The organism is Vibrio sp. D3, from assembly GCF_043995865.1.
In the GTDB taxonomy this organism is placed as follows: domain Bacteria; phylum Pseudomonadota; class Gammaproteobacteria; order Enterobacterales; family Vibrionaceae; genus Vibrio; species Vibrio diabolicus.
The window spans coordinates 582,494-608,322 of the sequence record NZ_CP171887.1; the positions used below are offsets into that span (position 1 = coordinate 582,494).

Genomic DNA, 25,829 nt, shown 5'->3' on the forward strand with positions numbered 1-25,829 from the left:
ACTTGTGTTCCTTAATGAACGCCCTATAATGCGCCTCCGTTGTCAAGGGAAAGCAAGTTAAGCGAAGCCTAGACAACAAGGTCAGTGAGTTAAGAATTAACTCGCAGATAAATAACTTAAAAAAGTGTTTGACACGATAAGTTATCTAGCTAAAATGGCCGTCCACTTTGAAGAGAAGTTCAAAGTGTGCTCTTTAAAAATATAGACCTATCAATCTGTGTGGGCACTCGTTGATGATAATCCAATTAGAAGCTTCAGCTTCAAATTAGGTTTCAATGAAACGAAGTGACCATTGAATCTTCGGATTCAGCACAGTCAATTCAAACATTACTTTATGTAATGTTCAGTATTCATTGAGCCGAACAAAATCTTAAATTGAAGAGTTTGATCATGGCTCAGATTGAACGCTGGCGGCAGGCCTAACACATGCAAGTCGAGCGGAAACGAGTTGTCTGAACCTTCGGGGAACGATAACGGCGTCGAGCGGCGGACGGGTGAGTAATGCCTAGGAAATTGCCCTGATGTGGGGGATAACCATTGGAAACGATGGCTAATACCGCATGATGCCTACGGGCCAAAGAGGGGGACCTTCGGGCCTCTCGCGTCAGGATATGCCTAGGTGGGATTAGCTAGTTGGTGAGGTAAGGGCTCACCAAGGCGACGATCCCTAGCTGGTCTGAGAGGATGATCAGCCACACTGGAACTGAGACACGGTCCAGACTCCTACGGGAGGCAGCAGTGGGGAATATTGCACAATGGGCGCAAGCCTGATGCAGCCATGCCGCGTGTATGAAGAAGGCCTTCGGGTTGTAAAGTACTTTCAGTCGTGAGGAAGGCGTTGTCGTTAATAGCGGCATCGTTTGACGTTAGCGACAGAAGAAGCACCGGCTAACTCCGTGCCAGCAGCCGCGGTAATACGGAGGGTGCGAGCGTTAATCGGAATTACTGGGCGTAAAGCGCATGCAGGTGGTTTGTTAAGTCAGATGTGAAAGCCCGGGGCTCAACCTCGGAATAGCATTTGAAACTGGCAGACTAGAGTACTGTAGAGGGGGGTAGAATTTCAGGTGTAGCGGTGAAATGCGTAGAGATCTGAAGGAATACCGGTGGCGAAGGCGGCCCCCTGGACAGATACTGACACTCAGATGCGAAAGCGTGGGGAGCAAACAGGATTAGATACCCTGGTAGTCCACGCCGTAAACGATGTCTACTTGGAGGTTGTGGCCTTGAGCCGTGGCTTTCGGAGCTAACGCGTTAAGTAGACCGCCTGGGGAGTACGGTCGCAAGATTAAAACTCAAATGAATTGACGGGGGCCCGCACAAGCGGTGGAGCATGTGGTTTAATTCGATGCAACGCGAAGAACCTTACCTACTCTTGACATCCAGAGAACTTTCCAGAGATGGATTGGTGCCTTCGGGAACTCTGAGACAGGTGCTGCATGGCTGTCGTCAGCTCGTGTTGTGAAATGTTGGGTTAAGTCCCGCAACGAGCGCAACCCTTATCCTTGTTTGCCAGCGAGTAATGTCGGGAACTCCAGGGAGACTGCGGTGATAAACCGGAGGAAGGTGGGGACGACGTCAAGTCATCATGGCCCTTACGAGTAGGGCTACACACGTGCTACAATGGCGCATACAGAGGGCGGCCAACTTGCGAGAGTGAGCGAATCCCAAAAAGTGCGTCGTAGTCCGGATTGGAGTCTGCAACTCGACTCCATGAAGTCGGAATCGCTAGTAATCGTGGATCAGAATGCCACGGTGAATACGTTCCCGGGCCTTGTACACACCGCCCGTCACACCATGGGAGTGGGCTGCAAAAGAAGTAGGTAGTTTAACCTTCGGGGGGACGCTTACCACTTTGTGGTTCATGACTGGGGTGAAGTCGTAACAAGGTAGCGCTAGGGGAACCTGGCGCTGGATCACCTCCTTATACGATGATTATTGCGATGAGTGTTCACACAGATTGATATGGTTTAGATTTCAGAGCAAAATTGGTTCTGCATAAAATGCTGAAGCAATTTATGTGGGGCTATAGCTCAGCTGGGAGAGCGCTTCGCTGGCAGCGAAGAGGTCATCGGTTCGATCCCGATTAGCTCCACCACATACTTCTGTGTCCCGTTCGTCTAGAGGCCTAGGACACCGCCCTTTCACGGCGGTAACAGGGGTTCGACTCCCCTACGGGATACCATCTTTAAACATTCTCTCTTGAGAGTTTTTAAAAATGGTTACTTCATTAGAAGTGATTAGCTCTTTAACAATTTGGAAAGCTGACAAAACAACAATTTATTGTTGTTTGTAAAGTTCTCAAAGTATTCATTTATGAATACAACTAAAAACACATTCAAGTGTTCTTGGAATTTGAGTCCGGCAAAATCGATATGTCTCTCGCTCATTCAAATAATGAGAGACAACTTTGGTGATTTGATTATCAACTCGAAACTCCTTCGGGTTGTATGGTTAAGTGACTAAGCGTACACGGTGGATGCCTTGGCAGTCAGAGGCGATGAAGGACGTATTAACTTGCGATAAGCCCAGATTAGGTAGTAAAAAACCACTTGAGTCTGGGATTTCCGAATGGGGAAACCCACTTACATAAGTAAGTATCGTTATGTGAATACATAGCATAACGAGGCGAACCGGGGGAACTGAAACATCTAAGTACCCCGAGGAAAAGAAATCAACCGAGATTCCGAAAGTAGCGGCGAGCGAAATTGGACTAGCCCTTAAGCTTTATAGGCGTCAGGTGAACAAGCTGGAAAGCTTGGCGATACAGGGTGATAGCCCCGTAACTGACGACGCATATTCAGTGAAATCGAGTAGGGCGGGACACGTGATATCCTGTCTGAATATGGGGGGACCATCCTCCAAGGCTAAATACTACTGACTGACCGATAGTGAACCAGTACCGTGAGGGAAAGGCGAAAAGAACCCCTGTGAGGGGAGTGAAATAGAACCTGAAACCGTGTACGTACAAGCAGTAGGAGCAGGCTTTGTCCTGTGACTGCGTACCTTTTGTATAATGGGTCAGCGACTTATATTCAGTGGCAAGGTTAACCATCTAGGGGAGCCGTAGGGAAACCGAGTCTTAACTGGGCGTTCAGTCTCTGGATATAGACCCGAAACCAGGTGATCTAGCCATGGGCAGGTTGAAGGTTGAGTAACATCAACTGGAGGACCGAACCGACTAATGTTGAAAAATTAGCGGATGACTTGTGGCTAGGGGTGAAAGGCCAATCAAACCTGGAGATAGCTGGTTCTCCCCGAAAGCTATTTAGGTAGCGCCTCGGACGAATACTACTGGGGGTAGAGCACTGTTAAGGCTAGGGGGTCATCCCGACTTACCAACCCTTTGCAAACTCCGAATACCAGTAAGTACTATCCGGGAGACACACGGCGGGTGCTAACGTCCGTCGTGGAGAGGGAAACAACCCAGACCGCCAGCTAAGGTCCCAAATTACTACTAAGTGGGAAACGATGTGGGAAGGCTCAGACAGCCAGGATGTTGGCTTAGAAGCAGCCATCATTTAAAGAAAGCGTAATAGCTCACTGGTCGAGTCGGCCTGCGCGGAAGATGTAACGGGGCTAAGTAGTAAACCGAAGCTGCGGCAATACTCTTTGAGTATTGGGTAGGGGAGCGTTCTGTAAGCGGTTGAAGGTGTGTGGTAACGCATGCTGGACGTATCAGAAGTGCGAATGCTGACATGAGTAACGATAAAGGGGGTGAAAAACCTCCTCGCCGGAAGACCAAGGGTTCCTGTCCAACGTTAATCGGGGCAGGGTAAGTCGACCCCTAAGGCGAGGCCGAAAGGCGTAGTCGATGGGAAACGGGTTAATATTCCCGTACTTCTTACAATTGCGATGGGGGGACGGAGAAGGCTAGGTGGGCCTGGCGACGGTTGTCCAGGTTCAAGTGCGTAGGCTTGAGAGTTAGGTAAATCCGGCTCTCTTTAAGGCTGAGACACGACGTCGAGCATCTACGGATGTGAAGTCATTGATGCCATGCTTCCAGGAAAAGCCTCTAAGCTTCAGATTGTAAGGAATCGTACCCCAAACCGACACACAGGTGGTCGGGTAGAGAATACCAAGGCGCTTGAGAGAACTCGGGTGAAGGAACTAGGCAAAATGGTACCGTAACTTCGGGAGAAGGTACGCTCTCGACGGTGAAGTCCCTCGCGGATGGAGCTATTGAGAGTCGCAGATACCAGGTGGCTGCAACTGTTTATTAAAAACACAGCACTGTGCAAAATCGCAAGATGACGTATACGGTGTGACGCCTGCCCGGTGCCGGAAGGTTAATTGATGGGGTTAGACTTCGGTCGAAGCTCTTGATCGAAGCCCCGGTAAACGGCGGCCGTAACTATAACGGTCCTAAGGTAGCGAAATTCCTTGTCGGGTAAGTTCCGACCTGCACGAATGGCGTAATGATGGCCACGCTGTCTCCACCCGAGACTCAGTGAAATTGAAATCGCTGTGAAGATGCAGTGTACCCGCGGCTAGACGGAAAGACCCCGTGAACCTTTACTACAGCTTGGCACTGAACATTGACCCTACATGTGTAGGATAGGTGGGAGGCTTTGAAGCGCAGTCGCTAGATTGCGTGGAGCCGTCCTTGAAATACCACCCTTGTAGTGTTGATGTTCTAACGTCGACCCCTTATCGGGGTTGCGGACAGTGCCTGGTGGGTAGTTTGACTGGGGCGGTCTCCTCCCAAAGCGTAACGGAGGAGCACGAAGGTGGGCTAATCACGGTTGGACATCGTGAGGTTAGTGCAATGGCATAAGCCCGCTTGACTGCGAGAATGACAATTCGAGCAGGTGCGAAAGCAGGTCATAGTGATCCGGTGGTTCTGAATGGAAGGGCCATCGCTCAACGGATAAAAGGTACTCCGGGGATAACAGGCTGATACCGCCCAAGAGTTCATATCGACGGCGGTGTTTGGCACCTCGATGTCGGCTCATCACATCCTGGGGCTGAAGTCGGTCCCAAGGGTATGGCTGTTCGCCATTTAAAGTGGTACGCGAGCTGGGTTTAGAACGTCGTGAGACAGTTCGGTCCCTATCTGCCGTGGGCGTTGGAGAATTGAAAGGGGCTGCTCCTAGTACGAGAGGACCGGAGTGGACGAACCTCTGGTGTTCGGGTTGTGTCGCCAGACGCATTGCCCGGTAGCTAAGTTCGGGATCGATAACCGCTGAAAGCATCTAAGCGGGAAGCGAGCCTTGAGATGAGTTCTCCCTGATACTTTAAGTATCCTAAAGGGTTGTCGTAGACTACGACGTTGATAGGCAGGGTGTGTAAGCGTTGTGAGGCGTTGAGCTAACCTGTACTAATTGCCCGTGAGGCTTAACCATACAACACCCAAGGGGTTTTGATGGACTCAATGAAAGAACATTGAATGTGTAAGAACGAGAATTAAGAAACAGCTTTCCGAATTAAAGAATTTGCTTGGCGACCATAGCGTTTTGGACCCACCTGATTTCCATGCCGAACTCAGAAGTGAAACGAAATAGCGCCGATGGTAGTGTGGGGCTTCCCCATGTGAGAGTAGGACATCGCCAGGCTTTAAATTTTGGACACTTGCTGATTACAAGCGAGTGATACCACTGCGGAGTGGTAGTTCAGTTGGTTAGAATACCGGCCTGTCACGCCGGGGGTCGCGGGTTCGAGTCCCGTCCACTCCGCCACTTATTTGAGCGTCGTCTCATTAAACACGAACTATAGGGGTGTAGCTCCAATTGGCAGAGCAGCGGATTCCAAATCCGCGTGTTGGGAGTTCGAATCTCTCCACCCCTGCCATATATCAAGGCTCTGACTTAGGTCAGAGCCTTTTTCATTTCTAACGAATAGTTCGAATAGTTGTCGATATCTGATACACATTGATCTTAAGAACATATTATATCGGTGACTTAAGCCATTCTATTTCCCTTGCAATAGATTGCGTCACTAAGCTTCGGTGTATCATTTTACCCCTTCTTACCTCTGTTCATACTCCCATTATTCTTCGTTAGTGAGCTAGTTGATTTACTACTTGATCTATATGACGTGTATAGAAAAGGTTAGTGGTTACATTGGCTTGGATGATTACTGACTTGGTTCCTGTTATTATCATGAGTTAATGCTAATAATTAGGAAGTAAGTTTATGCCACATTTTCGATTCCGTGCTGTAGAGCCGCAAGCTGTTCAGGCACTATCAAAGCCTCTGACGGATGAACTTCAGCCTCTGATGGACTGTCCGCGTGAGGATTTTACTTTTGAGTATATCTACACTACGTTTTTCAATGAGGGCGAGGTGAGTGCTGCATATCCTTTTGTCGAAGTGCTTTGGTTTGATCGTGGTCAGGAAGTACAAGATAAAGTTGCTAAGCTTATTACACAGCAAGTTCGTGGTATTGCTGGTGCGGATATTGATGTTGCAGTTATCTTTTCAGCTTTATCCCCTAAAGCTTATTACGATAATGGCGAACACTACTAAAGGCTAAAATCTATGAAGCTGGGTTTCATTGTATCTTTGGGTTTATGTTTCTCAGCTTCTGTATACTCTACTCCTTGGGAGTCTGTTGCTAACCCTACCCAAAACTCTTCTTCCTCTATTGGTAGCTATGCTAACGGTTGTTTGGATGGTGCATTACCTTTGCCTCTTGATGGCGTTGGTTATCAAGTTTTACGCAGTAAAACGAAACGCTACTATGGGCACCCTAAAACGATAGAGTTTATTGAAAACCTAGCGCTTAAAGCTCATCAAAATCTCGACACAACGCTGCTTATAGGTGACCTGTCTTTACCAAGAGGAGGAAGGTTTTCTTCTGGCCATTCTAGTCACCAAACTGGGTTAGATATTGATATCTGGTTAAGACTCGCTGACCAACCGCTTTCTTATAACGAATTACAACTCCCTAAGCCAATGAGTGTGGTGGACTTAAAAGGGTATTCCATACTTAACCATCGCTGGGAAGATAGGCACTTTAGGCTGATTCGATATGCTGCACAGAGTGAGGATGTTGCACGAATTTTTGTACATCCTGTCATTAAGGAGCAGCTTTGCTCGCAAGAAGAAGGCAAAGAACGTTCTTGGTTACGTAAAGTTCGCCCTTGGTGGGGGCATCATTACCACTTCCACGTCAGGTTATCTTGTCCTGAGTCGAGTGGCTACTGTGTTGAACAAGCTCTGCCTCCCGCTGGTGATGGTTGTGGGGTAGAGCTCGCTAGTTGGGGACCGAAAGTTAAGCCTATCGATAAGCCGCCGTCTGCGAAAGTTATTGCTAAGCCCAAGCGAAAAAAAGCGATTCCACCGCAATGCCAATCACTTATCTCTACTAACTAGAGTGGCTCTACAGGTTTATATTCCCTTACGTATCTCTTTTATGAAACTGGAGAAACATCATACTTTTGTCTACAGTGAATAATACCAATACAAAAACTAACCTAATTAGTTTTGGTGACATAATATAGAAATCTAAATTAAACAAAGAGTTGTAGTATAGATAAGTCGTAACTTCTCTGTTTAGAAAGATCTTTCGTCACGATACTTTGGTTTCTTAGCAATATGTCTGTCAGTTGGCTAGCGAAGCAATAACAAGGCAGACAAGTGTGTGAGGCGGGAATGGATACTTCTCCTGCTAGAAGAGTAAATCAAGGATAAAACCATGACTATGATTTGTGCAAAAGAATTTGCAGAGTGGTTAAGACACAGATTTAGCAGTGAAACGAAAGGGGTCTTATTGACTCGGGTTGATGTAAATCACCTGACAGGACGTCAGCGTCTTGATCCCGGGTTTGTTAATGATGTGCATTACGAGCTGATGCAATATGGAATGGCTTTCGTTACGGATACGAGCCGAGAAAACTTTTATCTTGTGCCGGTTTCCCAAGCTGAAAATTGGCGAGATAGGTTAGAGTCTCATTTTGAAAAAGAGTTGTTTTGTAATATCTATCCTATTGAAAAGTCGGGTTAAAAAAAGGTTCAACTTTGTCTCCAAAGTTGAACCTACTTGTTCTTATGCTAACCCTTGAATAATCACGAACTTCTCCAGTAACTGCTCTTCTGTTTCTACATGATCCGGGTCTGTGATAATGCATTTTGTAATCGGGCACACTGACTGACAGGTCGGCTTTTCGTAATGTCCCTTACACTCTGTACATAGAGCTGGGTCAATCTCGAAAATGCTTTCTCCCATGCTGATTGCCCCATTGGGGCATTCGGGATCGCACATGTCGCAGTTGATGCATTTGTCAGTAATGAGCAAGGCCATGATTACTTACCAGTCGGGTTACGGGTGTCCTGCCCTGAGTTTAAGTTACGCATCAATAGACCGTATTCTAAATCTAGATCTGCTGGTACTGGAATGAAGACGAAGTGACCATTCCCTTTGGCATCCTCAATAGACTCTGACTTACGGTTTTCCATCGCTTCTAGCGCGAAAACAACATTACCTTTTGGCGTCATTAACTCAAGACTATCACCGACAAGGAATTTGTTTTTCACTTCTACTTCAGCCATATCGCCACGACGTTTACCAGTGAACTCACCGACAAACTGTTGAGCATCAGAGACTGAGTAGCCGTAATCGTAATTCTGGTAGGTGTCGTGAGTATGACGACGTAGGAAGCCTTCGGTATAGCCACGGTGAGCCAGGCTCTCTAGTGTGCCCATTAGGCTTTCATCAAATGGTCGGCCTGCTACAGCATCATCAATCGCTTTACGGTAAACCTGTGCAGTACGAGCACAGTAATAGAATGATTTAGTACGACCTTCGATTTTCAGCGAGTGCACACCCATCTTAGTTAAGCGCTCAACATGCTGTACCGCACGTAGGTCTTTTGAGTTCATGATGTAAGTGCCGTGCTCATCTTCGTACGCTGCCATTTTTTCTTCTGGACGGTGCGCTTCAGAAAGTAGAACGACTTCATCCGTTGGTTTACCACGACCAATTGTGGTTTCAGGGCGTTCGTCTTGTACTTCGACAGGCTGTGCTTCAGATGGGTCAAATTTCTCTACGATATCACCAGCGTCGTTTTCTTTGCCTTCTTCCACTTTGTATTCCCAACGGCACGCGTTAGTGCAAGTGCCTTGGTTAGGATCACGTTTGTTGATGTAACCAGAAAGTAGGCAACGACCAGAATAAGCCATGCATAATGCACCGTGAACGAATACTTCAAGTTCGGTTTCAGGACAATGCTCACGAATTTCTTCGATTTCTTCTAAAGATAGTTCGCGAGAAACGATCACACGCTCCACGCCATTCGCTGCCCAGAACTTAACAGTCGCCCAGTTTACAGCGTTTGCTTGTACAGAAAGGTGAATTGGCATTTCTGGGAAAGCTTCACGAACCATCATGATTAGGCCTGGATCTGACATGATCAATGCGTCAGGACCCATTTCTACGATTGGTTTAAGATCACGGATGAAGGTTTTTAGCTTCGAGTTGTGTGGTTGAATGTTACATACCACATAAAGCTTTTTGCCTAGAGCATGTGCTTCATCGATACCGATTTTTAGGTTTTCGTGGTTAAACTCATTGTTACGCACGCGGAGGCTGTAGCGAGGTTGGCCAGCGTAAACTGCATCTGCGCCGTAGGCGAATGCGTAACGCATGTTTTTCAGGCTTCCCGCAGGAGACAGTAGCTCAGGTACGAATGCTTTCTCAGTTGTCATTGCTCAATTCTCTTTTATCTGATCACAAGTCAGGCCAATTCCACCTAATGGAAATGGGGCGCAAATTTTACGTCAAAATGTGAACTGTGACTAGGGCAATTGTGCTTCAGATAGAAAAACGCCCTCAAAAAAAGTGAGGGCGTTATGGTTAACCTTTATACAATATTAAGCGTTGGGATTTGGTAAGCCGCCTAGCGCATCGTATAGGTTGGGTAGGAAAGCACTGAACTCCCCACACATCAGAGAGAAGTCTGCATCAAATCGAGCTGCTTGATCTTCTCGTGGAATATCGTCATTTTGATCTTTCAATTCATCAGAGAATTTTAGACGCTTAATACCCGCATCTTCTGTCATGATGAATTCAATACGATCTTGCCAATTAAGTGCAAGCTTCGTTACGACTTTATCTGCTGCGATGTGGTTGCGGATTTCATCTGTGGTCAGCTCTTGCTTCTTACAACGAATCACGCCACCTTCTTCAAGCACGGATTTTAGCTCAGCTTCGTCCATCATGGTGATACCTTGAGGTGTGTCGCCCGTTTTCACCCACTCGGTTAGCGTTGTTTCAATCGCTACTTCTGGAATGGCAGGAACAACAGGTAAACTACCCATGGTTTTACGAAGTAGTGCTAATACGTCTTCCGCTTTTTTGTAGCTGCTTGCGTCAACAAGGATGAACCCTTCTTTTGGCATGATGAGCACGTGAGTGTGGCTGCTGCGGCTAAATGCGCGAGGCAGTAAATCCATTACGATGTCATCTTTCAGGTTGTCTTTCTCTTTCTTCTTCAGAGGACGACCTTCTTGCGCTTCCATTGCTTCTACTTTTGCATTCAATGACTCTTTGATCACTGAGGCAGGTAGCATTTTCTCTTCTTTCTTGGCGCAAATCAGAATGCGGTTTTCTGACACGTGAGTCATCATGTCACCATGTCTACCCATTGCACTGACCCAGCCAAATTTCTGTTTATCTTGACTGCCACATGGGGTGAATCGGAATTCAGACAGTTGAGTTTCTAGTTGTTCGGCGTTGAAAGTAACCTCGCGGTTAACGCGGTATACCAGACAGTTTTTAAACCACATAAATCTTCTCTAGGCTTGATGACAAGGGACTAATCATAGGGAATTTTTGTGCTGATGTCTTAATAGAAATGAAAAATATCCGAATGAACCTCAAAAGAAAGTTATATGAAAATTTGTTTTCAAAGGTCACAAAAGTGTCATAATTGGTAGTGATAATGCTTATGCATAGAGGGGCGCTTTGTCTCTTAAATTCATTAGCTCAACGAACATAAGGTTACTCAATTATGTCTAGAAGGATTCTGGTTGTTGAAGACGAAGCTCCTATTCGCGAAATGCTGTGCTTCGTACTTGAGCAGAAAGGTTACCAAGCGGTGGAAGCGGAAGATTACGATACTGCAGTAACCAAACTGGCTGAACCCTTCCCTGATTTAGTTTTACTGGATTGGATGTTACCAGGCGGCAGCGGCATTAACTTCATCAAACACATGAAGCGAGAGGAGTTAACGCGCAACATTCCAGTTGTGATGCTTACCGCTCGTGGTGAAGAAGAAGATAAAGTGCGCGGTTTAGAAGTCGGTGCGGATGACTACATTACTAAGCCATTCTCTCCTAAAGAGTTGGTTGCCCGCTTAAAAGCGGTGATTCGTCGTGTAACCCCGACCGCACTGGAAGACGTAATTGATGTGCAGGGATTGAAGCTTGATCCTGTATCACACCGTGTCACGGCTAATGATGCACCATTAGATATGGGCCCAACAGAGTTTAAAATGCTGCATTTTTTCATGACGCATCAAGAGCGTGTGTACAGCCGTGAGCAGCTATTAAACAATGTTTGGGGTACTAACGTGTATGTCGAAGATCGTACGGTCGATGTTCATATTCGCCGCCTGCGTAAAGCATTGGAAGCCGCAGGTCACGATAAGCTGATCCAAACTGTTCGTGGTGCTGGATACCGCTTCTCGACAAAGGCATAAATTAACACGCAGCTTATCGGTACCATTTCTGGAGTTATGAGTGGTTGAAAGATTAACGTGGAAAAAGCTGGCCTGGGAGCTGGCTTTTTTTTACAGCCCATGGGTGATAGTAGGTTGGATATTCGGTTATATGCCGTGGTTGCTTTTGGCAGCTACGGCATTGCAGCTTGTGTGGCATTTGCATAACCAAGTACGTTTATCTTCTTGGTTATGGGATGAAAAGCGCCTGACGCCACCGTCTGGTAGCGGTAACTGGGAATCTTTGTTCAATGGCTTGTATCGCTTACAGCAGCGTCAACGCCGTAAACGCAAAGAGCTTACTAATCTCATTCGCCGATTCAGAAATGGTGCGGAATCGTTACCCGATGCCGTTGTGGTGTTCCGTGCTGAAGGCAATATCGTTTGGTGTAACAAACTGGCTCAACACTTATTGGGTTTCCATTGGCCGGAAGACTCTGGTCAACCTATCTCCAACCTCATTCGTACGCCTGACTTTATCAAGTACCTCAACAAGAAAGACTTCTCTGAGCCATTGGAAATGCGCTCACCACTCAATGTCGAACGCATGCTAGAACTACGTATCGTACCGTATACCGAAGGTGAACATTTGATGGTGGTGCGTGATGTTAGCCAGTTAAAACAACTTGAGGGAATGCGCCGTAATTTCTTTGCTAACGTTTCTCATGAACTGCGTACACCAATGACGGTCCTACAAGGTTATTTGGAGATGACAGAAGACCCTGACATGGTTGTGGGCCCAATGTGGAGCAAAGCGCATGGTGTTATGACGGAGCAACTCAACCGCATGAACAGTTTGGTGAACCAACTACTGACGCTATCTAAAATTGAAGCGGCACCTATGCATGAGCTTGAAGAAGTCGTAAATGTACCTGCGATGCTCGAAGTACTAGAAAAAGAGGCGGTCAGCCTTAGTGGGGACAACCAACATAAATTGAAATTTGATGTTGATGCTAGCCTACGCGTACTGGGCGATGATGACCAGTTACGTAGTGCTATCTCTAACCTCGTTTATAATGCTGTCAAATACACACCGCCTGGCGCGAACATTAATGTTCGTTGGTTCCAGACATCTCAAGGCGCATGCTTAGAGGTGGAGGATAGTGGTGATGGTATAGAACCTCAGCACCTCCATCGACTTACTGAGCGTTTTTATCGCGTCGATAAAGCAAGATCACGCGATACCGGAGGGAGTGGGTTAGGGTTGGCTATTGTGAAACATGCGCTGAGTCACCATGACTCTCATTTAGAAATTCACAGTGAAGTAGGTGTGGGCAGTAAGTTTTCTTTTGTATTGCCTGAGCGTTTGGTGGTGAAATAATGGCGTTACGATTGGCAAAAACATTTAGTTTATTCGCGCTTGTTTGTTCCTGTATGGCTGCCGCTCAAGATAAACCATTGCCGAGTTATCATAAAACGACGGGGATTGTCGGGAACTTGCTCTCTGTTGGATCCGATACACTTGCGGGTATGACAACGCTTTGGGTTGAAGAGTTTAAATCCATTTACCCGAATATTAATGCGCAAGTCCAAGCGTCTGGCTCTTCCACGGCGCCCCCTGCATTGACCGAACAAACAGCTCAGTTTGGTCCCATGAGTCGCCCGATGCGTTTAAGAGAGGTTGAAGCGTTTGAACGTGAACATGGTTACAAGCCAACGGCGCTTAGGGTTGCGATCGATGCTATCGGTATTTTTGTCCATCAAGACAATCCAATTCAAGGGCTCAGCTTTAGTCAGTTAGATGCTTTGTTTTCTGCAACACTGCGCTGTGGTGAAAGTCAATTTGTCACAAACTGGCAGCAACTCGGTCTTGAATCACAGTGGGCAAAGCGAAACGTACAGTTGTTTGGTCGTAACTCCGTTTCTGGAACTTATGGTTACTTCAAAAGCAATGCCTTATGTGGCGGCGATTTCAAGACCCGAGTAAACGAGCAGCCAGGCTCCGCGTCAGTTGTGCAAGCTGTAGCGTCAACCATCAGTGGAATTGGTTATTCCGGTGTCGGTTATCGAGTGGCAGGTGTACGTTTAGTTCCGGTGGCAAAAACGGGGAATGACTACGTGACGCCAACGCGAGAACATATTGTTAGTGGTAAGTACCCACTATCACGTTACTTATATGTTTACGTGAATAAGCACCCGGATTACCCATTAACACCAATTGAAGCCGAGTTTATTCGCTTTATTTTCTCCGCTCAAGGGCAAGCGTTGGTTGAGAAAGATGGTTATGTGCCCATTACGGCAGATTTTGCAGAAGAAGAGTTAAAAAAAGTCGGCCTGTAAGCCGACTTTTTGTTTAGGTATGAACAGCACGAGATCAGAAAGTGAGTGTCCACTTCGCGCTGTCCCAACGTTCTTGTTCTTCCTGTAAATCAGCATGAAGCAATTTGTTGTTTTCTAGCCATGCTTTATCTGTGCACGTAAGAATCCATTCATCATTTTTGATGGATAAAGTAATGTCAGGCAATGGATCTTCGTTACGCTGTCCATTTAATACGATAGAAAGTCGTAATATTTTGATGAGGCTTATCACGTCACTTTGTTTGTAGAGGTTGAAATCTGGTAGTTCTTGCAGTTTAAGTGCTTTGCGTTGGAAGCGGGCTAATGTTGCGAGCACTAATTGCTGTTCACGGTTGAAGCCTTGTAGAGTGGAATGCAACAGAATATAGAAAGAGTGGCGATGGAAGCTACGTAAGTTGATACTTAATCCGACTTCATGAAGCAATGCTGCCCATTCTAGTAAGTCAAATAACTCACTCTTTTTCTTAATGCCTAGTTCAGAGCGTACCTGACATAACATCTCACGTGCATGGCCTTTAACACGAGCAGCATGCTCTAAGTCAACCCGGTGTTTGTTGGCTAAATTTTCAGTTGTGCGCATACGTATATCGGAGCGCGCAAAACGCTCTTCCATTTCGTACAACAGGCCTTCGCGCAGAGCACCATCGGAGAAAAACATCTGCTCAATGCGAAGCGCTTTGAAAATCGCGGACAAAATCGCCACGCCTGCCGCGAATACGGGCTTACGTTCTTCTGTTAAACCTGTCAGTTCAATCTCTTCAATTGAATCAAAATTACACAGAGTTTCAATAAGCGTGTCCAGTCTCTTCGCGGTGATCAGGCCATCTTCAAAACCTAATCCTACTAGCACTTCTTGAATTGCTTTGATGGTTCCTGATGAGCCGAGAGCGATATCCCAGCCTTTTTTACGGTATGCTGAAGCGATGGACTCGAGTTTTTGCTCGGCGGCTAACATCGCTTTATTGAAGTTTTTCCCAGACAGTTTGCCGTTTTTAAAATATTGCTCTGTAAAGCTGACGCATCCCATCTGTTTACTGTTGAGAAGCTCAGGTTCAAACTCTTGTCCAATGATCATTTCGGTACTGCCGCCACCAATATCAACGACCAACTTGGAGTTTGACTCTACTTGAGTGTGAGCGACACCTAAGTAAATCAAGCGGGCTTCTTCTTCCCCTGGGATGATTTCTATTGGGAAGGGCATCACTTCTTTCGCACGCTCAATGAATAGATGAGCATTTTTAGCGCGTCTTAGTGTGTGTGTCGCGGCGATACGCACATTCGACTCATCAAGCCCTTGCAGTCTCTCAGCGAACATGGCTAAGCACTCTAACGCACGTTCCATCGCGGAATGACTTAAGTTCAATTCACTGTCGAGTCCTGATGCTAAGCGAACACGCTGTTTATGACGGCTAACCAGTTGTAAGTCACTGCCTACAACCTTGGCCACCACCATGTGGAAACTGTTTGAGCCGAGGTCTATCGCGGCAATGTAGCGAGTATCTTGTTCAAGTATTTGAGGCATCTGAATTTTGTTTTCTAGTTTGCTTTTCTATATTTTTAAGATAGTCATAGATAGCGATTTGAGAACGAACTTTTTTGCGATTACCTCGTGGTACGTAAGCGTTGCTCATTTCCTTATCTATAAAACGAGCCTTTACTGTATCGGTAAAATGGATATTCGTTATATCAATAATTCTCTGTTTCAAACGTGGATCACGGACTGGCGCCGCCACCTCAATGCGGTGATCGATATTTCTTGTCATCCAGTCAGCAGAAGAGATATAGACTTGCGGATCGCCATCGTTATGGGTAATCACCACGCGTGGGTGTTCCAAAAAGCGGTCAACAATACTGATGATCCGAATGTTGTCGCTGATTCCCTCAATGCCTGGTACTAAGGAGCACATGCCGCGAATGATCATATTTATCTTCACTCCCGCCGTACTTGCTCCATATAGCTTATTGACGATGCCTTTATCGACTAGGTTATTGACCTTGATCGTAAGGGCGGCTTTCTTTCCTAGCTTGGCATTCGCAATTTCATTATCGATCAGGCGGTAGATTTGGGTACGAGAATTACGTGGAGATACCATGAGGTGATTGAACTTCACTGGGCGATATGGATTCTCAATGTAACCGAAGACATTACGAACTTCGTTAGTGATTTCTTGATCTGCGGTAAGGAGAGAGAAGTCGGTATAAATTCGTGCCGTCTTCTCATGGAAGTTGCCTGTGCCGATGTGCGCGTAGCGAATAATTTCTTCACCTTCACGGCGACTGATCATCAGTAGCTTTGAATGAATCTTAAGGCCAGGCGCTCCGAAGATGACGTGCACACCTGCCTCGGTCAACACTTTTGACCATTCGATATTGGCTTCTTCATCAAAGCGAGCCTGCAGCTCCACGACCACGGTGACATTTTTTCCGTTGTGCACGGCATCAATTAATGAGTTCATCAAGCGAGAATCTTTCGCGACGCGATAAATGTTAATCTTGATACTAAGTACTTTTGGATCGAAGGAGGCCTGGCGTACCAACTCACTAATGTGGTCAAAAGTGTGGTAGGGGTAATAGAGTAGAATATCTTTCGCTTTAATCGCATCAAAGCTGTTAGCGTAACCTTCGAAATCGGCGCATTTCATTGGTGGAAGCGGTTTATTTTCAAGGTACTCTCGCCCAACATTTGGAAACGCAATGAAGTCTTTAAAATTGTGATAGCGGCCGCCGGGGATAAGGTTATCGTAATTAGAGATATTGAGCTTGTTACAAAGAAACTCTAGCATTTGGGGCGGCATATCACGTTCGTAGACGAAGCGAACGGGCTTTGCTGTCAGTCGCTGATTGACACCTTCAGACATTTGTTCGAGCAAGCTGTATTCGATTTCGTTGCGTAAATCGTATTCGGCGTCACGCGTCATTTTCATCGCATAGCCGCTAAGCTCATCATAATCAAAAAAGCCTTTGAACAGCTCATCCAAACAGTGGCGGATAATATTATCAAGTAAGATGATGGTTTTTCGACGCTTTCCTTTCTGTTCTGGTACCATCACAAAGCGGGGAAGGTGATCGGTCGGAATTTCGATCAGAGCGTATTGGTAATGTTCTTCTTTACGTAGCTCTACGGCGATGTAAGCGTACTCGTCTTTGAGAAATTGCAGAACATCGATCTCATCTTTCATTAGCAGAGGAGTGATATGCGGCATGACCTCTCTACGGAAGTATTTCGCGATCCACTTTTGTTGCGATTCATCCAGTTGTTGCTCGTTGACCAAGAAAATGCGACGTCGCGCCATTTCTCGAATCAATTCGCTGTAAAGCTCATCAAATTGTTCGTTAAGCTTGAGTGCTTTCGACTGCATTTTGGTTAACAGTCGTTTAGGGCTATCGCTGCCACCGCGCTCTTGGCTGATTAGGATTCTGCGCTTCACGTCCGCAAAGCGTACTTTGTAAAATTCATCTAAATTGTTGGAAAAGATCCCAAGAAAGCGAATACGTTCGATCAAAGGGACGGTTTTATCGGCAGCTTCTTGTAATACTCGTTCGTTGAAAGACAACCAACTAAGTTCTTTTTCTATATATAGTTTTTCTGCGCTCATAACCTTACCTAGCCAAAAGTGAAGTAATACGTACTCATCTTGGAAAAATGGATGAGTGAGAACATTATGAGATTTTCATTACAGATTTATTTCATACCACGCATTGCATAAGAGTTGTATTCTTTTCAGGTGTTTAATGTGATCTGTAATATAATTGTCATCTTAACGACATATTCTAGTACTAAGTCAAAAAAGGTAGAGATTTAAATGGCACAAGCCGAGTTTTCATTGCAGGAAAAAGATAAGAAACGACTAATAAAAGATCGTTTAGTTCGACTTGCAGTGACATCCGGTGGTGTCGGCGTACTCGCGGCGCTTATTTTGATCTTTGTCTACCTCGCCATGGTGATCATTCCGCTTTTTTCTGATGCGGAGATCAAAACCAACCAAGCCATTCGAGCCTCCCATATTGAAACACCACTGGCGATTTCGGTGGATGATTACGCTCAGCTCGCGTTCGTTCTAACCCAAAGTGGTGAGATTCAATATTTGTCGATGGACGATCCTACGAAACCTGCGGTGTATAAACAGCAAATCGTCCAGGAACCCGTCGCTTTCTCTCAATCTGCTCCTGGACTAGGTTGGTATGGGTTTGTTGATGGGCAGGGTAAAGCGCACCTTTTCAAGCCTGAATTTAATGCCACGTTGAGAGAAAATACACGTCCTCCGGAAGTGATTGAGCTAGACACCAGCATGGATCTGACGCTGAGTACGCCTCAAGATCCTGTGACTCAGTTTGTGTTTGCAGCTTCAACGCCCTTACCAACAATTGTTTGGCAGACACAAAGCGGTGAAGTGAAGGCTCGTTGGCAAATGGCTTCGTCTATGGGTACGCCTCCGACAACGATCGATTTTACGTTCTCTTCAGGCTTTGATGCACCTCAGCAAATGTTATTGACACCTGATGGTGAAACGCTTTATTTGCGCGATGGCTCTGAGTTGATCGTGTTAAAGAAAACCGCACGTAAATTTGCTGTGCGAGAGGTGGTCGATCTTACTCAAGGTGATAAGAAGCATTCCGTTCGTACGATAGATTTATTGGCTGGTGCTTACTCGCTTTTGGTGACGCACAACGATGGTCGGGTGTCGCAATGGTTTGATACGCTGCAAGAAGAAAAGCGCACGTTAACGCATATTCGTGATTTTAAATTGGCATCAGAGCTTAAGTATTTGTTGCCGGATTCTCATCGAAAAGGATTTTATAGCTTTTACACCAACGGCACGTTGCAAAGCCATTATACAACCAGTGAAAAACTGGTGTTGTTTAAGCGTGCGTACAATCAAGCGCCAGCAATCGCAGCAATGTCTAACAATGAACGCTACTTAATCACTTGGCAAAGTAATGAGTTAAATGTTGCGGAAGTGGACAATGCCTATCCGGAAATTTCATTGTCCTCATTATGGCAAGAAGTGTGGTACGAAGGGTATCCTAAGCCTGAATTTGTGTGGCAATCGACTTCGGCGAGCGATAACTTTGAGGCTAAGTTCAGCCTAGTACCTATTGCGTTTGGGACGATAAAAGCGGCAATGTTTGCGATGCTGTTTTCAGTACCGCTCGCAGTGCTAGGTGCTATTTATACGGCTTACTTTATGTCGCCACGTATGCGTCGTGTCGTAAAACCGTCGATTGAGCTAATGGAAGCACTGCCGACGGTGATCATTGGTTTCCTCGCGGGGCTGTGGTTCGCGCCTATTGTCGAAGATCACCTGATTACGATCGTCGTCATGCTGTTTGTTTTGCCCTTGAGCACCATGATTATGGGCGGGCTATGGGCATTAATACCGCAACCTTTGCGGAATCGTCTGCCTAATGGTTGGCATGCTTTAGTGCTCATGCCTGTCATATTGGTACTGATTGGGCTTGGCGTGTGGATTTCGCCTACGATTGAGCAGACGTTCTTTGGTGGCGATATGCGCTTATTCTTAACCGAGCATGGTATTGGTTACGATCAACGCAATGCATTGGTGGTGGGGTTAGCGATGGGGTTTGCTGTTATCCCGACGATTTTTACCATCGCCGAAGATGCCATTTTCTCTGTACCGAAACATTTATCGGATGGCTCTTTGGCATTAGGGGCCACGCCTTGGCAAACTTTAATCTATGTTGTCTTGCTTACTGCAAGCCCAGGTATTTTTTCTGCCATTATGATGGGCCTGGGACGCGCTGTTGGCGAAACCATGATTGTGTTAATGGCAACGGGCAATACGCCATTAATGGATTGGAATATTTTGGAAGGATTGCGCAGCCTGTCGGCGACCATCGCCGTTGAGTTGCCAGAGTCGGAAGTTGGAAGTTCGCATTATCGCCTGCTGTTCCTAGCTGCATTGATTTTGTTTGTGTTTACGTTTGCAGTAAACGCGCTTGCGGAGTGGGTTCGTCAGAGACTGAGAGATAAGTACCGTGCGTTGTAATAATGGTTTGAATAAAGAGCGAGTAATAACGTGTTAAATTGGATTCGTTCTGGCGCACCGTGGATATGGCTAACAGGCGGTGCAGTCAGCATCAGTTTGTTGTCGGTATTAGGGTTGTTACTCCTTATCGGCTGGAAAGGCCTGACTTACTTTTGGCCAGCTCCCTTGTATCAGTGGAATGTTGCAGCATTGACGCCTGTACAAGGCGAAGTGCTACATGAAAATACTATTCTGATTGGTCAAGTGTATGAACGCAGTTTTGTACCGAAGAGTTATCTGCCTGAAAGCGCGGCGCAGCAATTAGAAGACGATGAAGACTTTGCTACGCGACTCAGTATCAAAATCGCCAACCGAGAGTTGTATCCCGCCGATTTTATCTCCGTATTGCAAATGCAGTTGGATGAGCCCACGACGCCAAAAGAGTGGGCAGTGATCGAGCGAAGTAGTGGCGGTTACTTTTTTGGTAAGCTGGTGGCGTTTCAGGATGGAGACAACTTATACACCAACGATATTCAATCCGTCTTGAACAAAAAACTGGATGATGCAGAAACTCTGCGCCATGAGATTGACTCTTTGGTTGTCGATCAGCTTAAAGAGCTTGGCTGGAAGCTAGAGCAGTTGCGATTAGAAAAGCGCAAGCATGAGTTGAATGACACGCTGACAGAAAGCTTCTTAAAGGAAAACCAGACGAAAAAAGAGCGGATAGAGAGAGCTCTGGCGACGTTAGATTTACAGCTTGATGGCTTACGATTACAGCTTTCTGGCTATGCCCTAATTGTCGAGGATATGACGGGCTCACAAGTATCGATTCCGCTCGAAGACATTTTGGACTACTGGTACCCAAACCAAATGTCACTGCCTGATAAAGTCATGCATTGGGGGAAGCAGGTTTGGAAGTTTTTATCTGAAGATCCAAGAGAGTCGAACTCTGAAGGAGGCGTGTTCCCTGCGATATTTGGTACGGTTTTCTTAGTACTTATCATGTCGATCATTGTGATGCCACTTGGGGTGATCGCTGCTATCTATCTGCATGAATACGCTAAGAATAACGCTCTAACCAGGGTTATTCGTATTGCGGTTATAAACCTAGCGGGTGTTCCATCGATTGTTTATGGCGTGTTTGGTTTAGGCTTCTTTGTTTATACGATAGGTGCCTCTATCGACAACGTATTCTATGCGGAGAAGCTACCGGCACCAACCTTTGGTACGCCGGGTTTGTTATGGTCTGCACTAACTCTTGCCGTGCTGACGCTTCCAGTTGTGATTGTGACGACAGAAGAAGGTTTAACTCGTATTCCGAGCTCAGTACGACATGGTTCTCTGGCGCTTGGTGCAACTCAGTTCGAAACACTATGGCGTGTGGTTTTGCCTATGGCGACGCCAGCTATTATCACAGGGCTCATCCTTGCGATTGCGCGTGCAGCTGGCGAAGTAGCGCCACTGATGCTGGTGGGGGTCGTGAAATTGGCATCCAGTTTACCGGTTGACGGGCAATTCCCTTATGTGCATTTGGATAGAAAGTTCATGCATTTAGGTTTTCACATTTACGATGTTGGCTTTCAAACCTCCAACATCGAAGCTGCGCGACCATTAGTTTATGCCACCTCTTTCTTACTCGTGACAGTGATTGTCGGGCTAAACTTAACAGCAATCAGTATTCGCAATAATTTACGAGAAAAATACAGAACGTTAGGACAAGATTAAGTATGTTTAATTTTGATAGTACATTAGGTTATGAGCCACCATTGGACGTTCATAATTTAACGGATGAACAAACAGCCATCTCAATCGAGAACCTTAATCTGTTCTATGGTCAAACTCAGGCGCTGCATGATATTTCGATGCGAATTCCCAAAGGGCGAGTCACCGCTTTTATCGGTCCTTCAGGGTGTGGAAAGTCGACGTTATTACGTTGCATCAATCGCATGAACGACTTAGTGGAAGGGTGTCGAGTCACAGGCAAAGTGCGTCTACATGGCAAGAATGTTTATCATCCCAATGTCGATGTTGCGACACTTCGACGCCGAGTGGGGATGGTGTTTCAAAGACCCAATCCATTTCCTAAGTCTATTTATGAAAACGTAGTTTATGGCTTACGCTTACAAGGTGTAAAAAACAGCCGCAGTTTAGATGACGCAGTGGAGCGATCCTTGCGCTCGGCGGCGTTGTGGGATGAGGTCAAAGACCGCTTGCATGAGAACGCATTTGGTTTATCTGGTGGTCAGCAACAGCGCTTGGTCATTGCGCGCGCGGTGGCGATTGAGCCGGAAGTCCTGTTATTGGATGAGCCGACATCAGCGTTGGATCCAATCTCAACTTTAACTATTGAAGAGCTTATCAATGAGCTTAAGACTCAATATACTGTCGTTATCGTTACCCATAACATGCAGCAAGCGGCGCGAGTGAGTGATCACACCGCATTCATTCATATGGGTAAGTTAATTGAATACTCTGACGCGGACTCGATCTTCACCTCGCCAATGAAGAAACAGACCGAAGATTACATTACGGGTCGATACGGTTAAGTCGCGACTCTATACGGAATAAGGAACATCATGCACTTTGGACGTCATATTTCAGGGCAGTTTAACGTAGAGCTAGAATCGATTCGTACTCATGTATTGACCATGGGTGGCTTGGTAGAACAGCAGCTTTCGTATGCTATTCAAGCCTTGCATAAAGAAGACATCGAACTGGCGCGTAAGGTTGTGCGTGACGATCATAAAGTGAATGCGATGGAAGTCTCGATCGATGACGCCTGCACACGCATTATTGCTAAGCGTCAGCCAACGGCAAAAGACTTGCGCTTAATCATGGCTATCATCAAAACGATCACTGATTTAGAACGTATCGGTGACGTGGCGACACGCATTGCTTACGTTGCCATTGAAAGCCCATCATCAAAAGAACGACAGTTCCAAGTGTCGTTAGAGCCTCTCTGCCGTCAGGCTATTAATATGCTGCATCAGGTTTTAGATGCGTTCGCCCGCATGGATGTGGAAGCGGCAGCAGAGGTGCACAAACAAGATGACAAGCTAGACGCCGAATATGAAGCGGTAATTCGTCAGTTGATGACCTACATGATGGAAGACCCAAAAAATATTCCCAACATTCTGCAAGTGATGTGGTCTGCACGTGCCATTGAACGCGTGGGGGACCGTTGCCAGAACATTTGTGAATACATTATTTACTTCGTGAAAGGGAAAGATGTACGCCATCTAGGTGATCAAAGCATTGATGACGTACTGAAGTAACTGATTTCAATAAATAGACCAGCTTTTAGGCTGGTCTATTTATTTATTAGGGAAAGGGAAAGTACATCAATATTTATCAGGAACGAAGGTCTGATCATCAATGGGCGCTCTGACGTAACCTTCTTTATTGAGTTCAGGTAATTCGATGGGTGAGTACTCAAGTGCTTTGTAATCAATCTGGCTTAGTAAATGACTGATACAGTTCAAGCGCGCTTTCTTTTTATCATCAGAAGGGACGACCCACCAAGGGCAGTTTTTCGTGTCTGTATAGGCAAACATCTTATCTTTTGCTTCCGAATACTCCGCCCAGCGATGACGTGACTCCAAATCCATTGGGCTGAATTTCCAACGTTTGATCGGCGTATTAATTCGGCCTAGAAAACGTTTTTCCTGCTCTTCGTCTGAAACCGAAAACCAATACTTAATCAGAATAATCCCAGAGCGTTGCAACATTCTTTCGAATTCAGGACAAGAGCGTAAAAACTCTTCGTATTCGTCTGGAGTACAGAACCCCATGACTTTTTCGACACCTGCTCGGTTATACCAACTTCGGTCAAATAAAACGATTTCACCAGCAGATGGCAAATGAGCGACGTAACGTTGGAAGTACCATTGCGTTTTTTCTTTTTCTGTCGGTGCAGGCAGAGCGACCACGCGACAAACACGCGGGTTTAGCTTTTCTGTGATGCGTTTTATCACCCCGCCTTTGCCCGCAGCATCACGGCCTTCAAACAGAACCACCACTTTTAACCCTTTGTGTTTGACCCACTCTTGAAGTTTAACGAGCTCAACTTGCAGGTTTTTGAGCTCCTTTTCGTATTCCTTTTTCTTCAATTTAGACATACACCGTTCCTCACTCCTTGATAAACAATATGTTAGCACTCAAAAGCTATGCTTGTGAGGTTACGGTGGTCTATTTGAGAGCTGCTACGACATCAGCAATGGCTTGTGTACTTGTGATGGGGATTAAAAAATCATCGACATCGGATGCGCCCATTTTGCTTTGTTCTGCAACAAAGGTCATTTTACTCGCTCGAGTCACTTTCCCTGACAGATGGATTTCAGGAACTTGAGTGTCTTCTACTAATGCACGTACGTTACTCGCATTAACGCCAGCACCCGCCATGATTGCTATGCGTCCTTGGGCTTGCTTAACCAAAGCTCTAAGCACATCGATCCCTTGTGGTGCTGAAGGCGCAAGGCCGGAGGTTAAAATACGTTCACAACCTAAGCTGATCACTTCTTCCAAAGCTTTTTCAGCGTCACGACACTGGTCAAAAGCACGATGGAACGTTATGCCCAGCCCTAATTCCTGTGCGAATTCGCACAGTGCTGTTGCAAAGGGCATGTGAATATCCCCCTCTTGAGTGAGTACACCGAGAACCACACCATCCAAGCCCGATTGGTGAGCTGCTTCAATATCCCAACGCATCATTTCGATCTCTTCTTCACAGTAGAAGAAGTCACCTTGGCGTGGGCGAATCATGGCATAAATAGGAATAGTCGAAATCCTAGCGGCTTGCTGCATAAAGCCATAACTGGGTGTTAGCCCGCCTAAAGCCAAAGAGGAGCAAAGCTCAATCCGAGTGGCGCCGCCAGCAATGGCGTAGTGCAGAGATTCAATATTATCGATACAGACTTCTAGGTGAGTAACCACGTTCATTCATCCTGCTAACGTTACAAATAAGTGTTGTGGCTAAGATATTAACAGGGCCAGTAAGCAGAATCTGTATGGAGGGAATGAGAAATAGAGGTAAAGTTTACGCTGCTGCGTTACCTCATTTTGGCGGTTTATCTGAAGGTAAAAGAAAGCCCAGAGCATTTGCTCTGGGCTTTGATAAGACTTTACTTAGACTGATTGGCGTTTGCGGTTTTCCGCATTAGCTTTTTGCTTTATATACATCCAACCATCACACCCGTTGAGCTAGGGTGAAGGTCTATTATTTTTTGCCTAGGTCAGCTGCGTGCTCAGATAGGAACGCTGCAACACCTTTTGGAGATGCGTCCATACCTGCTTTACCTTCTTCCCATTGTGCAGGACATACTTCGCCGTGCTTCTGGTGGAAGTTAAGAGCGTCAACCATGCGTAGCATTTCGTCGATGTTACGGCCTAGTGGTAGGTCGTTAACTACTTGGTGACGTACAACGCCTTCTTCGTCGATTAGGAAAGAACCACGGAAAGCAACGCCTGCTTCTGGGTGCTCAACATCGTAAGCTTTACAGATTTCGTGCTTAACGTCAGCAACTAGTGGGTACTTAACTTGACCGATACCGCCATCTTCGATAGCAGTGTTACGCCATGCGTTGTGAGAGAACTGAGAATCGATAGAAACACCGATTACTTCAACACCTTTAGCTTGGAAATCAGCTAGACGGTTGTCGAATGCGATTAGCTCAGATGGGCAAACGAAAGTGAAATCTAGTGGGTAGAAGAATACTACTGCTTTCTTACCTTTAGTGAACTCTGCAAAGTTGAAGTTTTCAACGATTTCACCGTTACCTAGAACAGCTGCTGCAGTAAAATCAGGGGCTTGACGACCTACTAGTACCATTTTTTTGCTCCTAAAAAGTATGGTTAGTTCCAAACCGAATTCAGTTGTGTCGGTTTGGTCC

General features: G+C 46.1%; 17 protein-coding genes, 4 tRNA genes, 3 rRNA genes and 2 pseudogenes. 18 read left to right on the forward strand and 8 right to left on the reverse strand.

Annotated features, from left to right (window positions below; genetic code table 11):
* The first annotated feature begins 372 nt into the window (after nt 1-372).
* From ACHFJ9_RS10715 to ACHFJ9_RS10760, 10 genes are all read left to right on the forward strand, one after another.
* A 16S ribosomal RNA gene (locus tag ACHFJ9_RS10715) occupies nt 373-1,924 on the forward strand.
* A gap of 95 nt (nt 1,925-2,019) precedes the next feature.
* Nucleotides 2,020-2,095: transfer RNA gene (locus ACHFJ9_RS10720), tRNA-Ala, on the forward strand.
* Nucleotides 2,096-2,106: 11 nt separating this feature from the next.
* A tRNA-Glu gene (locus tag ACHFJ9_RS10725) sits at nt 2,107-2,182 on the forward strand.
* Between the two features lie 267 nt (nt 2,183-2,449).
* A 23S ribosomal RNA gene (locus ACHFJ9_RS10730) occupies nt 2,450-5,342 on the forward strand.
* Between the two features lie 93 nt (nt 5,343-5,435).
* A 5S ribosomal RNA gene (gene rrf / locus ACHFJ9_RS10735) occupies nt 5,436-5,552 on the forward strand.
* The 16S, 23S and 5S rRNA genes sit together here with 4 tRNA genes alongside, the layout of an rRNA operon.
* 46 nt (nt 5,553-5,598) lie before the next feature.
* Nucleotides 5,599-5,675 (forward strand) — tRNA-Asp (locus tag ACHFJ9_RS10740).
* A 35-nt stretch (nt 5,676-5,710) separates the two neighbouring features.
* A tRNA-Trp gene (locus tag ACHFJ9_RS10745) sits at nt 5,711-5,787 on the forward strand.
* Nucleotides 5,788-6,131: 344 nt separating this feature from the next.
* On the forward strand, nt 6,132-6,464 hold the full coding sequence (locus tag ACHFJ9_RS10750) for a DUF1904 domain-containing protein (RefSeq protein WP_005391613.1): 333 nt from the start codon (nt 6,132-6,134) through the stop codon (nt 6,462-6,464).
* A 12-nt stretch (nt 6,465-6,476) separates the two neighbouring features.
* Nucleotides 6,477-7,313: a penicillin-insensitive murein endopeptidase gene (gene mepA / locus ACHFJ9_RS10755; protein WP_005391611.1), complete on the forward strand. Its 837-nt coding sequence runs from the start codon at nt 6,477-6,479 to the stop codon at nt 7,311-7,313.
* Nucleotides 7,314-7,635: 322 nt separating this feature from the next.
* Nucleotides 7,636-7,944, forward strand: coding sequence for a hypothetical protein (locus tag ACHFJ9_RS10760; RefSeq protein WP_005391608.1), 309 nt, complete (start codon nt 7,636-7,638; stop codon nt 7,942-7,944).
* Nucleotides 7,945-7,986: 42 nt separating this feature from the next.
* Here the strand turns inward: ACHFJ9_RS10760 and ACHFJ9_RS10765 are convergent, their stop codons facing one another.
* The 3 genes from ACHFJ9_RS10765 to rdgC form a co-directional block, all read right to left on the reverse strand.
* Nucleotides 7,987-8,241 carry a YfhL family 4Fe-4S dicluster ferredoxin gene (locus ACHFJ9_RS10765; protein WP_031780214.1) on the reverse strand — a complete coding sequence of 85 codons (255 nt, stop codon included), beginning with the start codon at nt 8,239-8,241 and terminating at the stop codon, nt 7,987-7,989.
* A gap of 2 nt (nt 8,242-8,243) precedes the next feature.
* Nucleotides 8,244-9,644, reverse strand: coding sequence for a tRNA 5-hydroxyuridine modification protein YegQ (gene yegQ / locus ACHFJ9_RS10770; RefSeq protein WP_395356796.1), 1,401 nt, complete (start codon nt 9,642-9,644; stop codon nt 8,244-8,246).
* A gap of 165 nt (nt 9,645-9,809) precedes the next feature.
* Nucleotides 9,810-10,724 carry a recombination-associated protein RdgC gene (gene rdgC / locus ACHFJ9_RS10775; RefSeq protein WP_005391604.1) on the reverse strand — a complete coding sequence of 305 codons (915 nt, stop codon included), beginning with the start codon at nt 10,722-10,724 and terminating at the stop codon, nt 9,810-9,812.
* Between the two features lie 224 nt (nt 10,725-10,948).
* Here rdgC and phoB point away from each other — a divergent pair, with 224 nt between their 5' ends.
* The 3 genes from phoB to ACHFJ9_RS10790 are packed head-to-tail and all read left to right on the forward strand — an operon-like array spanning nt 10,949 to nt 13,936.
* Complete coding sequence (phoB, locus tag ACHFJ9_RS10780; protein ID WP_005381752.1) at nt 10,949-11,638, forward strand: phosphate regulon transcriptional regulator PhoB; 690 nt, start codon at nt 10,949-10,951, stop codon at nt 11,636-11,638.
* A 40-nt stretch (nt 11,639-11,678) separates the two neighbouring features.
* A complete protein-coding gene (gene phoR, locus ACHFJ9_RS10785; RefSeq protein ID WP_395356799.1) occupies nt 11,679-12,977 on the forward strand; it encodes a phosphate regulon sensor histidine kinase PhoR in 1,299 nt (432 codons plus the stop codon).
* Nucleotides 12,977-13,936: a PstS family phosphate ABC transporter substrate-binding protein gene (locus ACHFJ9_RS10790; protein ID WP_114323872.1), complete on the forward strand. Its 960-nt coding sequence runs from the start codon at nt 12,977-12,979 to the stop codon at nt 13,934-13,936. Before phoR ends, ACHFJ9_RS10790 begins: the two co-directional genes overlap by 1 nt.
* Nucleotides 13,937-13,970: 34 nt before the next feature.
* Here the strand turns inward: ACHFJ9_RS10790 and ppx are convergent, their stop codons facing one another.
* Entirely contained in the window at nt 13,971-15,476 is a 1,506-nt protein-coding gene (gene ppx, locus ACHFJ9_RS10795; RefSeq protein ID WP_047010200.1) for an exopolyphosphatase, read from the reverse strand.
* Entirely contained in the window at nt 15,460-17,550 is a 2,091-nt protein-coding gene (gene ppk1, locus ACHFJ9_RS10800) for a polyphosphate kinase 1 (protein ID WP_005391598.1), read from the reverse strand. The genes ppx and ppk1 overlap by 17 nt, the downstream gene beginning before the upstream one ends.
* Before the next feature lie 207 nt (nt 17,551-17,757).
* Between ppk1 and ACHFJ9_RS10805 the strand changes: the two genes are divergently transcribed.
* From ACHFJ9_RS10805 to phoU, 5 genes and pseudogenes are all read left to right on the forward strand, one after another.
* Complete coding sequence (locus tag ACHFJ9_RS10805) at nt 17,758-19,962, forward strand: ABC transporter permease subunit (protein WP_395356802.1); 2,205 nt, start codon at nt 17,758-17,760, stop codon at nt 19,960-19,962.
* Between the two features lie 30 nt (nt 19,963-19,992).
* Nucleotides 19,993-20,224 (forward strand): annotated as a pseudogene (locus ACHFJ9_RS10810) (phosphate ABC transporter, permease protein PstA); the annotation flags it as partial.
* A gap of 65 nt (nt 20,225-20,289) precedes the next feature.
* Nucleotides 20,290-21,666 (forward strand): annotated as a pseudogene (gene pstA / locus ACHFJ9_RS10815) (phosphate ABC transporter permease PstA); the annotation flags it as partial.
* A gap of 2 nt (nt 21,667-21,668) precedes the next feature.
* Complete coding sequence (pstB, locus tag ACHFJ9_RS10820) at nt 21,669-22,487, forward strand: phosphate ABC transporter ATP-binding protein PstB (RefSeq protein ID WP_005381745.1); 819 nt, start codon at nt 21,669-21,671, stop codon at nt 22,485-22,487.
* Nucleotides 22,488-22,517: 30 nt separating this feature from the next.
* Nucleotides 22,518-23,216, forward strand: a complete 699-nt coding sequence (phoU, locus tag ACHFJ9_RS10825; RefSeq protein ID WP_005381744.1) for a phosphate signaling complex protein PhoU — start codon at nt 22,518-22,520, stop codon at nt 23,214-23,216.
* A gap of 66 nt (nt 23,217-23,282) precedes the next feature.
* On the opposite strand, the gene ppk2 is transcribed toward phoU, so the two are convergent.
* The 3 genes from ppk2 to ACHFJ9_RS10840 form a co-directional block, all read right to left on the reverse strand.
* Nucleotides 23,283-24,059 (reverse strand): polyphosphate kinase 2, encoded by a 777-nt coding sequence (ppk2, locus tag ACHFJ9_RS10830; protein ID WP_005381743.1) that lies wholly within the window; start codon nt 24,057-24,059, stop codon nt 23,283-23,285.
* Nucleotides 24,060-24,129: 70 nt separating this feature from the next.
* Nucleotides 24,130-24,873, reverse strand: a complete 744-nt coding sequence (locus ACHFJ9_RS10835) for a copper homeostasis protein CutC (protein WP_395357428.1) — start codon at nt 24,871-24,873, stop codon at nt 24,130-24,132.
* A 283-nt stretch (nt 24,874-25,156) separates the two neighbouring features.
* Nucleotides 25,157-25,768 (reverse strand): peroxiredoxin C, encoded by a 612-nt coding sequence (locus tag ACHFJ9_RS10840; protein WP_005381738.1) that lies wholly within the window; start codon nt 25,766-25,768, stop codon nt 25,157-25,159.
* Between the last annotated feature and the right edge of the window lie 61 nt (nt 25,769-25,829).

Excerpts from the sequence above, each read along its gene's own strand:
- ACHFJ9_RS10750 (WP_005391613.1), top strand. The coding sequence starts at position 6,132 with ATGCCACATTTTCGATTCCGTGCTGTAGAGCCGCAAGCTGTTCAGGCA.
- mepA (WP_005391611.1), top strand. The coding sequence starts at position 6,477 with ATGAAGCTGGGTTTCATTGTATCTTTGGGTTTATGTTTCTCAGCTTCT.
- ACHFJ9_RS10760 (WP_005391608.1), top strand. The coding sequence starts at position 7,636 with ATGACTATGATTTGTGCAAAAGAATTTGCAGAGTGGTTAAGACACAGA.
- ACHFJ9_RS10765 (WP_031780214.1), bottom strand. The coding sequence starts at position 8,241 with ATGGCCTTGCTCATTACTGACAAATGCATCAACTGCGACATGTGCGAT.
- yegQ (WP_395356796.1), bottom strand. The coding sequence starts at position 9,644 with ATGACAACTGAGAAAGCATTCGTACCTGAGCTACTGTCTCCTGCGGGA.
- rdgC (WP_005391604.1), bottom strand. The coding sequence starts at position 10,724 with ATGTGGTTTAAAAACTGTCTGGTATACCGCGTTAACCGCGAGGTTACT.
- phoB (WP_005381752.1), top strand. The coding sequence starts at position 10,949 with ATGTCTAGAAGGATTCTGGTTGTTGAAGACGAAGCTCCTATTCGCGAA.
- ACHFJ9_RS10790 (WP_114323872.1), top strand. The coding sequence starts at position 12,977 with ATGGCGTTACGATTGGCAAAAACATTTAGTTTATTCGCGCTTGTTTGT.
- ppx (WP_047010200.1), bottom strand. The coding sequence starts at position 15,476 with ATGCCTCAAATACTTGAACAAGATACTCGCTACATTGCCGCGATAGAC.
- ppk1 (WP_005391598.1), bottom strand. The coding sequence starts at position 17,550 with ATGAGCGCAGAAAAACTATATATAGAAAAAGAACTTAGTTGGTTGTCT.
- ACHFJ9_RS10805 (WP_395356802.1), top strand. The coding sequence starts at position 17,758 with ATGGCACAAGCCGAGTTTTCATTGCAGGAAAAAGATAAGAAACGACTA.
- pstB (WP_005381745.1), top strand. The coding sequence starts at position 21,669 with ATGTTTAATTTTGATAGTACATTAGGTTATGAGCCACCATTGGACGTT.
- phoU (WP_005381744.1), top strand. The coding sequence starts at position 22,518 with ATGCACTTTGGACGTCATATTTCAGGGCAGTTTAACGTAGAGCTAGAA.
- ppk2 (WP_005381743.1), bottom strand. The coding sequence starts at position 24,059 with ATGTCTAAATTGAAGAAAAAGGAATACGAAAAGGAGCTCAAAAACCTG.
- ACHFJ9_RS10840 (WP_005381738.1), bottom strand. The coding sequence starts at position 25,768 with ATGGTACTAGTAGGTCGTCAAGCCCCTGATTTTACTGCAGCAGCTGTT.